This is a genomic window from Lentisphaera profundi, from assembly GCF_028728065.1.
GTDB lineage: Bacteria > Verrucomicrobiota > Lentisphaeria > Lentisphaerales > Lentisphaeraceae > Lentisphaera > Lentisphaera profundi.
Window position 1 is genome coordinate 1744517 of sequence record NZ_CP117812.1, and the last position, 15929, is coordinate 1760445.

A 15929-nucleotide genomic window follows, 5' to 3' on the forward strand; every position below is an offset into this window, starting at 1 on the left:
CAGACAAAACCTGCTGTGATAGCACTTAGCTTGCTAAGAAAATAACCGACTCCATATACAAGTTTTTTTTTTGTATTGGATGTTCGCTTAGTGTTTTTATTAGATTTCTCTAGCCAATATCATTGCCTATTTCCGAGTCACTCTAATGTATAGAGATCCGCAAAGTCGTTTGCTATCCTGATTCATAGGAGGTGGTACTTAGTTTGATTTTACTCACTTTTAAAAAATCGGTGAATTTGGCGACTTGTTTGCTTTCGATTATTGAATCAATTTTGCTTTTTCTTTCACCGCTAGTTTTCTTTACTGTTATATATCCTATGGCTCCATGCCATGGAATTTTTGTAAATATCCTTTTTTTCAGGCTAGAATATATCTCCTCGATCATTGCCGGAGTCCGCTTCGCTAAACAAATTTTAAAAAGCCGTATCTAAATAAAAAACACACATCCAATTGCTGTTAAAACTGGGTATATGATATGAAACACATACAGGAAATTATTAATGATGACACCTAAAAAATTACTCAGTTTTATCGGCCTTGGGATTTGTACCTTGTGCCCCCCGTAGTGAATGCACAAGCTGACCCACTTTTTAACCCTAAGCATCTTAACTTTGAAAGCTACAAAGATATTGGCTATAATCAAAAATATCGTCCACAATTTCATTTCACTTCACGTAAAAACTGGCTCAATGACCCCAATGGTATGATCTACTATTCTGGCGAATATCACATGTTTTTTCAGCACCACGCACTCAAAAATGCTAATGGTACAAAATCATGGGGTCATGCAGTAAGTAGCGATATGATACACTGGACACAACTCGATCACGCCATCGTACCCTATAAAATCCCCAATGAACTCATTAGCGCAGAATTTGCCAAAAAATGGGATGGTGAAGTGGCTATTTGGTCGGGAACCACAGTGATTGACCACAAGAATGTCCTTGGTAAACAAGTAGGCAACACAAAAACTATGGTGGCCTACTTTACCGCTACGGCCCGTCCAGAATTCTTTCAGGCAGCCGCTTACAGCACCGATAAGGGACGCACATTCAAATTGCTCAAGGATGGTGGTATCATTCTTCCTAATCAAGGTTTACTCAAGGGAGAACGTGATCCCAAAGTTTTTTGGCATGAAGCAAGCCAGAAGTATGTCATGCTCATTTGGATGAAGGCGGGTGAGTGGGGCAATAAAGACAAGCTCTCGGGGGTGCGTTTTTTCACTTCAGAAAACCTACTCGATTGGAAGGCCACTAGTTCTTTAGATCGCAAATGGTTTGCGGAATGTATGGACATAGTAGAGATCCCTGTAGATGGCGATATCAATAATAAAAAATGGGTTTTGTATGACGCCAGTTTCGATTACGAAATCGGCGATTTTGACGGTGAAAAATTCAAGTCTGATAAGGTGACATTAAAAGGTGATTACGGTTTCCATTATTACGCTGCACAAACCTTCAACAATAGTCCCGATGGACGTAGTATTATGATTGGATGGCTCAATGATCGCAAGCACTCACCTTTTGTAGAAACAAACATGCCCTTCGATCAACAGATGTCGATTCCTACCAACATGACTCTTCGAACAAGCCCCAAGGGTATTCGCCTCTTTCGTTGGCCTGTAAAAGAAATAGAAAATCTTTACATAAAAACTAAGCTTTTTAATTCTTTAAATCTTTCAAGTGCTAACAAAGTACTAAATGGGCTAGAAGCTGAGCTCATTGACTTTAGTATTGAATTGGAGCCCACGAAAGATTTAGAATTTAATTTCCGTGGTATCAAGGTGAAGTATGATTTTAAAGAACAGACACTTCAACCAACAAAAATCCTCAATAAACATCACCAAAATCACAAGCTACCTGCCCCTTTAGTTAATGGAAAACTTAGGCTCCGCGTGCTCATTGACCTTGCTTCAATAGAGATTTTTGTGAATGAGGGTGAATTTGTCGGTACTTATCTGGGACTAACTGAAACAAATAATAAATCCGTTAGCCTCAATGGTGAGACACAGACAAAAGTGAATGCAATTTCTTTCCATCAACTCAAATCGATCTGGAGGGAAAAAGAAACTTCAGGACAATGATAAATTATATCTCACCTACAAAAATGGAGGTATATATGAGATCTTTTATAAGCGCTAAATTTATTGAAGAAAACATATCAGGCATAGTCGATTTATAATAAAAATGCGATTGACCTTAAACGACTTTTTTTAGATAATGGATCCTCATGGTAAACTGACTAAGCATGAACAAAAGCGCTAAGTCCCCTCTAAATGGCTTAGCCTTGTGTTTATACTCAGCAGTAAATACTTTAATGAAAAATGAGCACCAAATGCTGTTTCAAAGAGCTATCGTTTTGGATGAAATTTAAAATGTTGATCTAGAATAGATTCTCCGGATTTTCAGATAAATCCAACGCTCTTACCTTTTGCTCTTTTGCTCTTTTGCTAATCGCTTAAGGACTTACCTAGACTTTTTCCACTTAGGATCAAATAAGCTTGGTGTTTATTATTTAAACAGCCTTGAATATATTGTGAAGTTCATTATTGCTATCGCCAAATTGCTGAGCGTCAATACCAAAGTGTTTTATTGTACTCAGCCATAGGTTGCCAAGCGGAGTGACATTCTCTTTGAAACTGTAGTGTTTACCTTGTTTCATCCCTATCCCTCCACCCCCAGCCATTATCATAGGGATGTTTTTGACCACATGATGAACTCTTATGCCAGTTCCAAAAAATATAAGCGTATTATCTAGCAAGCTTGAGCCATCAATTTCTTTAGTATTCTTTAGTTGCCTAATGAGATATGCTAATAATTCCGCCAATTTTTTATCGCGATCAATCTGACATTGCAAATCTTGACTATTTTTTGCCCAATGACTCATGGCGTGAGTATTTTGTTGATGGCCCATTTGCTGCAATAAACCAATTGATGACATTCTATAGCTAATGACACGGGTTAAATCAGTTCGAAAAATTTCAGTTATCAGATCAAAACATGTTTTGATCTTCTCTTCTTCATTTAGTGAGCCCGAAGGGATTTGAAAATTCGTTTTGGGATAGGGTTTATCTGCCCAAGCCATATCTTTTTGAATTCTTTTTTCAATACTTCTCAAACTATCTGTAAACTGTGAAAGTCTCTCTTTATCCTCTTTTGAAATAACCTTGGCCAATGATTTGGTCCCTCCATTCGAGAGGACTAATAAACTTCTATGCTTACTAAGCTGCTTTCTTCTTTCACTCACAGTGAGCTCTGGGTCGCCAAATGATCTTCTATATATATCACCTAAAGTATTCAAGCCATTTAAAAACTCTCCACTTTCATTACAAGACATCGAGGCACCCCTTCCCCAACCATCATAATTACCTGTTCGTCCATTAATCTGCATTGAACTTATGCGGGTGTATTTACCTACTTCTTTGGCGATCACCTGATCCACCGATACAGTATTAGTAAAAGGTCTCAAAGGATTTGAATCTGGATTAGCACAGGTCAAAAATGTATCGCAACCAGCGTGAGGCCACCTAGCATGAATAGGTGATAAATTACTTATAAGTGAGACATCATTTTTATACTGAGCTAATGCCTGCAAACTTGAACTTAACTCGAGTTTTTTAACTTTTTCTTGACTATTACAATGCCATTTCTGTGAGACATTATTTGGAAACCATCCCTGATCATAATGCCCATAACCATAGCCAATAAAGATGACTCTTTTAGGTGGTTTAAGAGATTTAGCATAGGCGCTACTTTCAAACATAGGAAGTAGCGCACCTAAGCCCGCAGCTTTTATTAAACTTCTTCTGTTAATGCTTGATGAATGACTCATAATTCATGATCCTCTAAAAGTTTTAGATGCCACTATAGACTTGATAATATTGCGAATTTTAAAGCCTGAAGATTTATTCGCATTATAAATCGTATCAATTTCACCTTGGTCGACAATGCTGATAGGTCGGTGAATCGCATAGCTCATTAATGCTTTTATAAAACCTTTGACAAATTGTTCTTCCCGGCTCACAAGATACTTTTTTAGACCTTTCACACCATCGAGTTCAAGCCCTGAAGGAAGCTTACTTTTGACATTGATTTTCTCTCCTTGCCAAGCACCATAATGATCAAAACCCTCAAGTGCAAAACCCAGTGGATCAAAGCTACGGTGACAAGAGTTGCATTGAGCTTGCTTTGTATGAAATAACATAAGTTTCCTACTCTCGGATAGGTTTAGTTTTTTCAAAGCAAACCTTTCTTCAATCGTTTTTTTTCTAGAGGCAGATAAATCTGGTACATTAGGTGGTGCAGGTGCAGGTGGGTTGAAAAGTAAATTCCTCATAATATAAACTCCACGCTCTACAGGTGATGTTCTATTCCCTCGTGAAGTCATCATCAGAAATGATGCATGGTTTGGAATACCTCCCCGTGGACTAGATTTCACTAAAGCTCGAGCGGAAAAGCCTTTTTTATTTGAAATTGGTAAATCATAGTATTTTGCCAGAGTATTATTTACGTAGTTGTAGTCCGGGTTCAGTAAATCTGTTATTGGACGGTTATTTCTTATAATAAATCTCATCGCTTCCGTTGATTCACGTAGCATATAAAATTTCTTTCGTGGCCACTTTATGAGATTCGTTCTTTGTGCGTGAATCGTAGGGGTCAAAGCTATAAAGCGGGAGAGTTCTAACCACTGAAAAACAAAGGAATCAATAAAAGGCAAGATTTTTTCTGAGTCCAGTATTCTGTCACATTCTTTAAAGACGGCTCTCTTACTGAGACTCTTATTTGCGACCACCATTTTTTGAAGTTGTAAATCAGGTTGAGAACTTAGCAAAAAGTAAGAAAGCTTATTTACAAAGCTCAATGCCGTTAAGTTTTTATTGTTTTTATTAAGTTCGGGAACGATATAGATGAATTCTGGAGAAGAGAGTATCACTGCCAGCACATCGACAAGTGCATCCTGAGGATCTGCCTCTAACTTAGATTGGCTGAGTAAATGGTCTTTTATTTGCTCCAGTTGAGCGGAACTTATATTTCGACCTCGGTAAGCTTTAAAAGCAAAATTTTCAACTATTTTAACGGCCTTTGCCATATCCCATTCACTATACTGACTCAATAGTTCTATTTCTGCTTGAGCTAGATATTTTGATTTTAGTGGACCTTCAAGTTCAATCCAATCTATCCATATTTCCGCATCGCTATCAATTCTTAATTGACGGCCACTACTCTGCTCCCCAAAATCCCAATGAAAGGATAAATCCTCAGGACTTCTTGATGTGCCTGTTACTTCTTGATAATAGTTTTCATAAGGTTGAAATTCTGGATTAATTAATTGTTTATGAGATGCGGTACTTATAAATGATTGTTGATCTGGCTTAGTATGGATGGTTCCACAACGAATTTTAAGTCGGTATCGACCTTCTTTAATTTTATCAAAATTGTAAATATTCTTGCCTAACAAGGTCATAATAGGAGTGCTTTCAGAATAAATCGCTCCTGTTTTAAAAAGTGGATTATTGATATTCTGCTTGGCAAACTCAAGCTCATTTCCTAGCCTTTTTATGAGGTTCTTTAAATTTCCCCGTCGCTGAGTAACCGTCTCCAACTCTAACTTTTCGGTGTTCTTAATTATTAAATCAGGCCATAGTTTGATCCTCTTTTGAAAATCTTTAATCTTGTTAGTTTCTGATTCATACTTGATTTTAATGACCTGACTATTTGTTTCGCTTAGCAATGCTTTTTCCAAATGAGCTTTGGCAACATTAAAGGATGCTTGCCAATGAACTTCACTAAACAGCTGATCTTGAGCTATTGTATCGAATCGACTGATTTCTGGTGAATCGGGAATATGATCTAGACTTGTATTGACACCTAAAAGGTCACGATAAGTTAGTTTCAATTCTCTTTTATTTAAAAATCGTATGGGCGGATTAAGGCCTCTATTTTGAGTATAATCTTTTGCTTTTCTAATCGTTTGTGTCAGTTCATCTATAAAGTTGGTCAACTCTTCATGTGGTATATCCGGCTCATCTTCTGGTGGCATTTCGCTTAAATTAACGGTGTCCAAAATATCTTGCAACAATTGAATACTATGAGCTTTATTCAGTACATCAGGAAGTTTATCAAAGCGTTGGTCACCTTTTTGTTTTATTTCTCCATGACAGTCCTGGCAACGTTTTTCAATAAAGTGCTTTATTGAACTTGAGAGCTTTACTGTTGACTGGTCTTTTACTTGTATACTTGATACTTCTGATGAACTTATCAGATCAACCTCTTCTATTCTTGAGGGCTCTGATGAACTTATGAGATCAATCTCTTCTATTCTTAAGGGCTCCAATTGAATATCTACTTCAGCTTTCACTCCTTGTTCTTCATCAAAAACAGTTTTCTCTAGAGAAATCACTTCTAAGGCTTTACGCTCTAAAGGCTTTTTTTCTTTTAATATTAACCAAAGACTTACAGCTGCTAAAATAAATGTTAATAAAATTGAGTGTATGGCTACATTCTTTTTTTGTTTATTTTTTCTGATTCGCTTACTTCGAGTTTTCGAAACTTTGAAACTACTTTTCTTAGTCTTTTTTTGACTTAGAACAGCCGTTTGATTTTTATATAATACCGGTTGTTTCGTATCACATTGATCACAACGAACGTGAACTCCTACTATTTCTTTAGGAGCTTCAAGTTCAATGCCACAACCGGCACAGTTAAATCGTATTCTATCATCCATAAAATTTATAACCGTAAAAATCTATTATTAAACACTCTCTATAACACAGCTAGTTTTGTCGTTTGCCTTTTCTATGCGAGTTAAGTTCTAAGTCTTTCTATTATGAAATTGACTACTATATAAAAATGAGTTTATTCCATATACCGGGATATACGTACTTTTGGATGTATCACATATTTATTTAATTAAAAAATTTGTAGCAAGCACTTTTGATTATTAAAATGTAAAGCTACCTCCTTTACTCCATACAGTCTTAAGTATCTCCCAGACAAGTCATTAGAAATTTATATAAAACTTAGCCCGATTTAATTTACTGCTGTGAGCATCAGCAAAAAATAATTTAGTTTTCGACTCTTCATGCCTGATCTCAAGGGCTTCTAACTCTGGATCAAAAAAACAGGCAGATCTTTAGATTCACAAAGCACCACTGTTTTCGCAACTTTTGATAAATATTCAATTCGGATACTTGTGACTTCCTCTGTTGCTGATAGTCGATAAGTTTGAAGGTGAGTGTTGAACACATAGTTCCTGTAATGCGAGAGCTCATCTTCTGATTCGGCACTTTCTGAACAGATAAAAACAGCGGGATTTTTTAGATATCGTTTATCAAACTTGACTTAATATTTTCATATTATGTGAACCACCCTCGTTGGTAATAATTCCAAGCTCTATATCCCGTTCTTCCCAAATCGTGAATGGTAGTCCTCTGATAAAATTTAATGACGATTAAAAAAACCTTGATAAAATCAAGTTATCCATAGGAAAAACATGTTTATGCTTGTGTATCGTCATCTTTTTACATTTATACTCAATCCCTAGTAGGTTTCATTGATTTAGTGATAGTTTAACATCATCGGGAACGGAAGCTTAATGATACTGGAGATGGCACATTAATATACTCACTAGACGCTGTTAAACATCCAGTTTTTAGATCGATTTTAAAGAGTGAAATATTATTCGACTGAATATTACAAGATAGCAGGTACTTTCCATCTGGGGAAATAATGAAGCTTACGGGTGTTTTTCCTCCACTGGAAACGGTTTCAATAAATTTTAACATCCCGTTATTTTTATCTCTCTTAAAGAGGCTGATGCTATCAGGTCCACGATTCGTACAATACAGAAAGTCTCCACTTGGGTGGATACGTATTTCTGCAGAATGATTATTTCCTTTAAAATTTTTCGCTAGGCAAGAAATATGCTGAATCTCTTGAAGACTTCCGTCTTTACGCTCATACTTAAAGACTGTTACGGCACCTCCCATTTGATTTAAAAGATATAAAAACTTACCTTCAAATCCAAAAACCAGATGCCTGGGACCATTAAAGTTCTTTGAAACTATCTCACCATCATAAATCATTGAGCCGTCATTTTTATTGAATTTCACTCGGCAGATTCTCCCTCCTCCTATATCAGCTACAAAAAGGTATTTATTGTCAGGAGACGGTATAACACAATGAGGTGCAAAGCCTTTTTGGGGAGTTTTGATTTCCAGGTGCTGAACAAGCTTATCCAAAGAACCATCTTCTTTGAGTGAAAATGATGAAATTGAGTTACCATGAATATTTGCGGTAAAGGCAAATCTTGAGCTTTTATCTAGTGCCATATAACAAGGATCTTTTGGCAAATCTCGAATTTCTCCTGTTTTTTCAGTTTCTAGGAAGGATTTAAGAACGCCACCCGCCTTAGTATTGCCCGCAGTATATAAAAGACCACTAACTGAGGTCTTGACGAGTACCGTACCCGGTTTTTCAAAAAGAGGTGTCGCTTTACTAAAATTGCCATTTTCTTTATTAAAACTAGCTGAATAAACTCCTTCAGAGCCCGTGCCTATGACGACTTGAATAGCCTTAACCTGTCCGGACTTTATTTCATTTTGGTAATCGTTTTGAAGAGCTATGTGAGCTAGGCGCAGCCCAATATCTCGCTTATTTTGTGGGGCTTTAGGATTTGCTGTTTGAAGGTCTGCACTTATTGCCATAGCGGTATTTTTAATTGATAAACACTTTTCAATGGCTTTCTGGACTTCAGTCTTTAGATCCTTTGGCTCAGAGTTAACTAATGGTTCCACAAAGTAAAAGGGCAGTTCCCCCTCGTCCCAAAGCTTACGCCAGCTAACTATAAGTGCTTTTTGATGATTAAATAATTCCTTGGGTTTCCTAACATTTCCTTGATCCCAGATTACACCACGTATAGAGAATGGAATCAATGGGTGAATCATACCATTGAACATTTTAGTGGGTACAATATTGGTGATCCATAGCTCAGAAGGTATTTCTGGACGGTCTATAGGAGTTTGATTTTTGGCCAGTGCTTTCCTAGCTTGAGGTAGCCATAGCTTCATATCTTTGAGGTATTTTTGCCAGCTTTTCTTGCCAAGTTCGCTTGAGGGCCTGCCATCGTATATTTGTTTAATTCCCCACTTGAGCTCAGGACTATCTCGATAAGCTTCAGCTGGAATCCAAGAAGTCATTGGCGTACCGGCCTGGCTTGCCTGGATTATGCCAATAGGCACGTCTATTTCTTGATTAAGTTTTTTTCCAAAAAAATACGCCAGCCCAGAAAATTCTTTGATATGATCTGAATCGGCGGCCTTCCACTTCACTTCCACATTTTTATTGGGTAGAGGTGATTGTTGTTTAGTGACAGAGGCCAATCTAAGCAATGAATTATCCGCATTCTTGATTTCATTCGTGCCCTTTAGTGATTTGCGTAATGGATAATCCATACTCGCCGTTCCTACACAGAGCCAAACCTCACCTATGAGTACATTTTGTATCCTCAAGTGATTGACTTTCAAAACTTGCGCTTTGGAATTGGCTCTTAAGGCTTTAAGCTTTACGCTCCAACATCCGTATTCATCCGCAGTAGTGACGACTTCTTGAGTCCCAAAACTAAGTTTAATTTTTTCATTGGCTAAGGCCGTGCCCCAAATAGGTATTTCTTTATTCCTTTGGAGAACCATATTATTTGAAAAAATATCCGGCAACTTAACTTCTGCATTGGTCGAAAATATAAATAGTGTTAGAAAGAAAGTAATTATTTTCATCATGTTTATTTTTTTAGTCATAGTTTTTCCTTACCAATTATCCGATTTAAAAGGCGCTGCGGGTAGTCCTTCACGGTTATAAAGGTTGCTGTGAATGGGGTTCCATCGGTAAGCATAGCGAACCGCCATAACTTTTTTGACTTTATCGGAACTGACGATTACTGATTTTCCATCCTCACTGATTCTAGCATTTGCCCAATACCATTTTTGATCTTCTCCAGCTATCGCAAAACCTTCAAGACTTGATGAAATTTGCTTTGTCGTTTCTAAACCTTTTTTCTCGCCGACCATAAGACCACTACCTATATGGCTAAAATGAACAATCGCTTCAGCTCCGCTATTATGGAGCTTTTGGAAGAGAGGTCCACTATAGACAAGTTCCTTTCTTCCATATTCTTTGGCAAGTGCCCACAATGAGAGACGCTTGCCCACATCCTGTTTATTTTGAGGGTGAATATTAACCGGATTGCCAATATCGTAAGTGACTGCAAGTCCTGTGTTAGGAAGTTCTAAGGAACGCTTTTGAGCTTCACGAATTTTTGCGTAACCATCCCCCCTTCCGCTTTTTCATTATACTTATGAAGATTAGCTAATTGCACTGTGTAAAACGGAAATGCTCCTTGCCCCCAAAGTTCACGCCAACTCTCGATCAAGGCTTTTTTCTTAAAGAAGTAATAATCACCCTGGCCCCAACTTGACTCGCCCTGATACCATATAACTCCACGAATGCCATAAGGAATAATTGGGTTTATCATGGAATTGAATATTTTAGTCATACCGTGGTGTGACACCGGCATCCTACTATCTGGTCGGTCCGGGATATTAAGTGGGAGGCTTCCCTGAGAAACACGTTTTTCCGCCCCTGGAAGCCAAATTTCCATTTTATCTAAATAGTCATTCCATTGCTTTTTGTTTTCCTCGTTAACTGGCAGACTCTTATCAAGTTCGATTTTTTCCTTCTCTAATTCTGTAACTATGTTAAAACCAAGCTCTGGAATCCAAGGCTCAATTCCAGTTCCGCCCCAGCTTGCATCGATAATAGCTATGGGGATTTTTAGATTTTCATAAAGAGATCGTGCAAAAAAATAACCAACCGCGGTATAATCCTTGGCTGTATCCGGCGAACAGACACTCCATTCACCTTTAACATCAGTACGTGGAAGGTTGGCCGCAGTTCTTGTAAGGTTTAACTGTCTAATAGCGGGGTATTTAGCCGCTGCTATTTCTTCTTTTGAATTAAAGGCAGCCCCCAGACGCCACTGCATATTGGACTGACCGGAACATATCCAGACTTCACCCACTAAAACATCTTTAATACTATGATTAGCAATGGTCAATGTCTGACCTTTTAGATTGGCTTCCATGGGCTTAAGTTTAAGCATCCATTTGCCATTTTCATTAGTTTTGGCACTTATACTTTGATTCCCAAAATTTACATTTATCACTTCACCAGGACTAGCCCAACCCCATATAGGAACAGAAATATTTCTTTGGAGAACCATATGGTCATTAAAGAAAGCTGGGATTTTAACTTCTGCTTGGAGTGATGCAGTCATAAACACCAGCAAGAGTGATAATAGATATGTTTTACGTTTTGTCTGCATTTTTTTATTCTCCGCTTTTTTTCAAAATTGATTTCATCGGATAAACTTTGCACTTATTTATGAGGACTTTATCTGTCCCAGAAACTTCTGCACTAAAAGTGATTTTGTTTAAGTGACTAACAGAAAGATTTTTTCTTTCAGGTAATTTAAAGGCAGCTCCCTCTTGCTGCCATTTGCTAAAACGACTCTCTTCAAAGTCTGCAATGAGTATGTCGGCTTCTTCTTGAGCCAAAGCATTGCTATGGCTAAAACAGCTCACTACACCAAGTGCCGCAAAGATCTTAAACATATTAGAAACTTTCTCGACTAAGGATTTCCAATAGCACAATCCTTAACTTTAACACCATTGTGAAGCTGTCCCATTTTACGCCTATTTCTTCTAAATTGATTTGAATTTGTGTACTATCGAACATTGAATTGTCGCGTTAACGCAGTTGACCACGTGGATCTCAGATGGAAACATATTTATTTATTATGATCAAACCAGGTACCGCCTGCCCGTGAACCTGGAACTATTCTTTCCACCAAAGTCCTGCCATTCTTCACTTCCACGTGACCATCAGACATGGCCATATTGGCCTTTCCTCCTCCATGAGCATTAAAATATTCATAGTTCGAATATGAGTTTTTATAAGCATTATAATAATCATATCGAGCAGAATGATTGTGAAACAAACCGCCTAGTAGATTGCTGGCGGCCCCTTTATTACCGGACTCATCATAATTCCACAATTCTGAAAAGAGTAGTGTTTGACTTGGCATTGTAACAGTGGAAAGCTGCACACCAACACCACCATTTTCAGGATACATCCCCCCAATAAGCCCGGGGTAAAATCCATTCCACAAACCCTCGTAATGCTCCGATGCTGCGTAGCTTTTCGGATACAAATCTGTCGTTATATCTGTTTCATCATAATTACTTTCAAACAAACCTAAAGAAGGGTCTGATGGACAATTGAATATCCTGGTGTGTGATTCAGAAGTATTACTCCTTAAGACATTGCCGTTCGGTCCAGTCCAATCAAGATTCAAATAGGTATAAATACTATCTTCCCATGAGATCTTGCCGAGATGATTCTGATTTTGAAAAAACCCATCATTGTCCAAGGTAAACATGGTATTGGCAAACAACAATTGCCTCTGATTGTTCGCACAGACTGCCATCTTGCTTGTTTTACGTGCTTTTGAGAGGCTTGGCAAAAGCAAGCTTGCCAGTATTGCGATAACACTGATTACGACAAGAAGTTCGATTAAAGTGAAGCGATGAATGCCCTCTTTAGACTCCTTAATTTTCATATTTCGCATAGTCATAATTTAAGTCCTGAATAAAGTTTTTAGTTGAGTTACATTTCCATATACAGGCATTTTTTCATATTGGACGTCAATCATTATATTACATGACAATACCATTTAATTTACCTTTAGTTTGTATTTAGTCTTTGATGGCCGTAACGTCATGAAATGAAAAATAATTATCACACTAGACATACTCTACTACTCAGGGCCGCAGATCCAAATGATGAGCAGGCATGGGAAGATTTTGTGACGTATTACGATAGTTTTATTCAAATGGTTCTAAATCGTTTACTTTTTGATTTAAGAGAGAGTGATGATTTACGCCAAGATATCCTCATAAAGTTATGGAAAAACCTACAAACTTATGACCATAAAAAAGCCAAGTTTCGTACATGGTTGAGCACGGTTATTCGCAATACAGTTATTAATCACTCAGAAAAGAAAGGTCGAAAAAAGCTATTGCTAGCTCCCGAAGGCAGCCTGCTACTTGCGGCTGACTCACAGAACGAACTCGAATTACATATTCAAGCCGAGTGGGAAACTTATGCATCTTCTCTGGCATTGGAAAAAGTAAAACCATTATTTTCAGACAATGCATTTAAAGTTTTTAGTATGAGTCTTGAGAATATGTCAGTTGATGTTATTTCTGAAAAATTGGAGATTAGTACTGATAGCGTCTACAAAATGAAAACTCGTTTCATAAAACGATTACATGAAGAAATAAACTTCATTCGAAATCAAACAGAGTTTTGATCACAATGAGAAAGGGGCAAAAAGAAACACAAGATGCTGCTCAAAAAGCACTCATAAATGCTGACCCTAGACTAAGAGTTTTTTTCAAAAAAGAAAATATCCCCGATACAGAATTAATATATGATGAGTTAGAGTGCTCCTCTAAATATAAAGATTTTACTGAAATAGCTCGTGGTGGCATGAAAACCATTTACTCTGTTTACGATCAACATGCCGATCGCATCATTGCCATGGCAAAATTACACGATGTGACACCAGAAAAAATGTTTGAGCCCTTTTTAAGAGAAGCGAGATTAACAGCAAAATTAGATCACCCAAACATCATAAAAATCCATGAGATAGGCCTTAATGAATTTAGCAGGCCTTTCTTCACCATGGACTTAAAGAATGGTGAAAATCTTGGCTCTCAACTTAAAAAAAAGCAGTCTAGTTTAGCTGAATTATTAGTTATTTTCGTGAAGGTTTGTGATGCAATTTCCTATGCTCATTCAAGAGGTGTCATTCACCTAGATTTAAAGCCTGACAATATTCAAGTTGGTGAATTTGGTGAAGTCATAGTCTGCGACTGGGGGCTTGGTAAAATAATTGATGATCAAAGCTTCTCTAAGGATCCAATCAGTGATTCAGATATACTCAATAACATGACTCTGCATGGGAAGATAAAGGGAACCCCAGGCTTTATGGCACCAGAACAGACTGGTCTCACCAATTTTGATAATGGTACCTGGACTGACATATACTCATTGGGCGTTAGCCTGTATGTCATTCTTTGTGGTGATATACCTTTCCAAGGAGAAATTAAAACTCTTCTCAAAAACACTGCAAATGGGCAGTTTAAAAAACCATCAGCAATCACCCTTGTCCCACCAAGACTTGAAGCCATCTGTTTAAAAGCTATGAACAATGATCCCAAGAACCGCTACGCTAGTGTAGATGCCCTTAAAAATGACATAGAAGCTTATCAAGATGGTTACTTAACCAGTATCGAGGATGCCACTCTTTTAAAAGCCTTGACGCTACTCATCAAAAGAAATAAAAAAATAACTAGTATATTTTTAAGCGCTATATTTTTATTAATCTTATCAACTTCCATTTTTATTAAAAATATTAATATTGCTAAAAATAAGGCAGAACAAGCCACTATTGCCGCACGTGTATCAGAGCATAAAGCTCTTGATCTAGCAGACCGTTACCGTTCAGAAAAAATAAAAAGTCAGCGCAGGGGTAAAACTTCTGCACCTCAATTTATTTATAAAAGTGTTAAAGCGTGGAATCAATCTGAGATTGATTCAGCTGAGAGTAATATAAATATGGCCTTAATCCTAAATCCTAAAAATAATCAAGCGATCGAAATTAAAGCAGGACTTTTAGTCAGTCAATTTCAGTTTACTAATGCATTGAGCTTTTTACAGCAACAGGGTTTCAATGACAGTAGTTTAAAGGGTCATGGTATTATTGAAAAGTATTACAAAATAGCCCACACACACCTAAATCAGGAAGAATCACTCACTGATAATATTAAGTTGGAGATAATTCGCAATCTTTATACTGAGTACTACTCAAATCATTCTATTATTCTGGATGGTTTTTCTTATTCTTTTTTCAAAAAAAATAGCCCACTTAAACTACGATTAAAATACACTCAAAAATTCCTCGAGATATTTAACCCTAAATTGACTGCATTAAACTTTAACTATAATCCTGAGCAGACTTATCTTGATATCTCTAATAATAAGGAAATGGTCTGGGCCAAGTGCCTTAGAAACTTCCCCGCAACTCGAATCAATATATCCCATACCAAGCTATCTGATGTTTCTTCATTTACAGGCATGCCTCTGCTAGAGGTCGATGCCAGTCATTCAGCCTTAACTGAAGTAGGCTTTGAATATCTATCAAAAATTCACACTCTTGATATATCAAACACAACAGTAAACCAGCTTACAAATATCCCTAGACGTTTAACTAAGTTAAACATTCGCCATACCTCAGTGCAATACTTAAGTCCATTGAATAAACTTAACTTATTAGAAGAACTAGTAATTCATAAAGGGCAATTCTCAAAAGAAGCTCTGGAAAGTGTACCCAAGAAAGTAAAAATTATTCAGAACTAATTTTCACTATAGATTACAAAACGGGCGTTGAGTATTAGTGGGATGGTCCCCGCTGGCCATTTGAAACAGCGCAAACACTCACGGCTTTGGCTAATACACTCAACAACTATGATCAGAGATCTTCTCCAAAGAAGATTATATCATGTCAAGTCCTGATAGCACCAAAAAGTCTTTGAAGATACACCTGGAACTATTTCCGTATAGACATCCTCCCTATCTCCTTTCAGTAAGCTGAAAAACAGTCCATGATTTATACTTTTCAGAAAGGGGAACTTCACCCGCCGTTTTAGCCTCCACCATTATTTTAGCTACGTCAGAAGGTACGTGTACATGTTCGAACTTGTGCATACATGTAGAAACTTAGACTGATTGAGGACAAAAAAAAGCCAAGCT

10 protein-coding genes are annotated in these 15929 nt (G+C 37.3%); 3 read left to right on the top strand and 7 right to left on the bottom strand.

Annotated elements, in window-relative coordinates:
* Positions 1-553: 553 nt before the first annotated feature.
* Positions 554-2083 carry a glycoside hydrolase family 32 protein gene (locus PQO03_RS18145; RefSeq protein ID WP_274152326.1) on the top strand — a complete coding sequence of 510 codons (1530 nt, stop codon included), beginning with the start codon at positions 554-556 and terminating at the stop codon, positions 2081-2083.
* Positions 2084-2514: 431 nt separating this feature from the next.
* Here PQO03_RS18145 and PQO03_RS18150 read toward each other — a convergent pair whose 3' ends face one another.
* From PQO03_RS18150 to PQO03_RS18180, 7 genes are all read right to left on the bottom strand, one after another.
* Complete coding sequence (locus PQO03_RS18150) at positions 2515-3831, bottom strand: DUF1552 domain-containing protein (RefSeq protein WP_274152328.1); 1317 nt, start codon at positions 3829-3831, stop codon at positions 2515-2517.
* Positions 3832-3834: 3 nt separating this feature from the next.
* Entirely contained in the window at positions 3835-6723 is a 2889-nt protein-coding gene (locus tag PQO03_RS18155; RefSeq protein WP_274152330.1) for a DUF1588 domain-containing protein, read from the bottom strand.
* An 850-nt stretch (positions 6724-7573) separates the two neighbouring features.
* The gene (locus PQO03_RS18160; RefSeq protein ID WP_274152332.1) at positions 7574-9793 is read right to left on the bottom strand and encodes a lactonase family protein; all 2220 of its coding nucleotides are present in this window, start codon (positions 9791-9793) and stop codon (positions 7574-7576) included.
* Between the two features lie 9 nt (positions 9794-9802).
* A complete protein-coding gene (locus tag PQO03_RS18165) occupies positions 9803-10204 on the bottom strand; it encodes a hypothetical protein (RefSeq protein ID WP_274152334.1) in 402 nt (133 codons plus the stop codon).
* Between the two features lie 77 nt (positions 10205-10281).
* The gene (locus tag PQO03_RS18170; protein WP_274152336.1) at positions 10282-11376 is read right to left on the bottom strand and encodes a sialate O-acetylesterase; all 1095 of its coding nucleotides are present in this window, start codon (positions 11374-11376) and stop codon (positions 10282-10284) included.
* A gap of 4 nt (positions 11377-11380) precedes the next feature.
* The gene (locus tag PQO03_RS18175; protein ID WP_274152338.1) at positions 11381-11665 is read right to left on the bottom strand and encodes a hypothetical protein; all 285 of its coding nucleotides are present in this window, start codon (positions 11663-11665) and stop codon (positions 11381-11383) included.
* A 176-nt stretch (positions 11666-11841) separates the two neighbouring features.
* The gene (locus PQO03_RS18180; protein WP_274152340.1) at positions 11842-12687 is read right to left on the bottom strand and encodes a prepilin-type N-terminal cleavage/methylation domain-containing protein; all 846 of its coding nucleotides are present in this window, start codon (positions 12685-12687) and stop codon (positions 11842-11844) included.
* A gap of 150 nt (positions 12688-12837) precedes the next feature.
* Here PQO03_RS18180 and PQO03_RS18185 point away from each other — a divergent pair, with 150 nt between their 5' ends.
* Together PQO03_RS18185 and PQO03_RS18190 are read left to right on the top strand one after the other, a co-directional pair.
* On the top strand, positions 12838-13425 hold the full coding sequence (locus tag PQO03_RS18185; protein ID WP_274152342.1) for an RNA polymerase sigma factor: 588 nt from the start codon (positions 12838-12840) through the stop codon (positions 13423-13425).
* A gap of 5 nt (positions 13426-13430) precedes the next feature.
* Positions 13431-15536, top strand: coding sequence for a serine/threonine-protein kinase (locus PQO03_RS18190; RefSeq protein ID WP_274152344.1), 2106 nt, complete (start codon positions 13431-13433; stop codon positions 15534-15536).
* Positions 15537-15929 lie beyond the last annotated feature (393 nt).

Coding starts and splice junctions, on each gene's coding strand:
- PQO03_RS18190 (WP_274152344.1), top strand. CDS start 13,431: ATGAGAAAGGGGCAAAAAGAAACACAAGATGCTGCTCAAAAAGCACTC.
- PQO03_RS18185 (WP_274152342.1), top strand. CDS start 12,838: ATGAAAAATAATTATCACACTAGACATACTCTACTACTCAGGGCCGCA.
- PQO03_RS18160 (WP_274152332.1), bottom strand. CDS start 9,793: ATGACTAAAAAAATAAACATGATGAAAATAATTACTTTCTTTCTAACA.
- PQO03_RS18155 (WP_274152330.1), bottom strand. CDS start 6,723: ATGGATGATAGAATACGATTTAACTGTGCCGGTTGTGGCATTGAACTT.
- PQO03_RS18170 (WP_274152336.1), bottom strand. CDS start 11,376: ATGCAGACAAAACGTAAAACATATCTATTATCACTCTTGCTGGTGTTT.
- PQO03_RS18180 (WP_274152340.1), bottom strand. CDS start 12,687: ATGACTATGCGAAATATGAAAATTAAGGAGTCTAAAGAGGGCATTCAT.
- PQO03_RS18150 (WP_274152328.1), bottom strand. CDS start 3,831: ATGAGTCATTCATCAAGCATTAACAGAAGAAGTTTAATAAAAGCTGCG.
- PQO03_RS18175 (WP_274152338.1), bottom strand. CDS start 11,665: ATGTTTAAGATCTTTGCGGCACTTGGTGTAGTGAGCTGTTTTAGCCAT.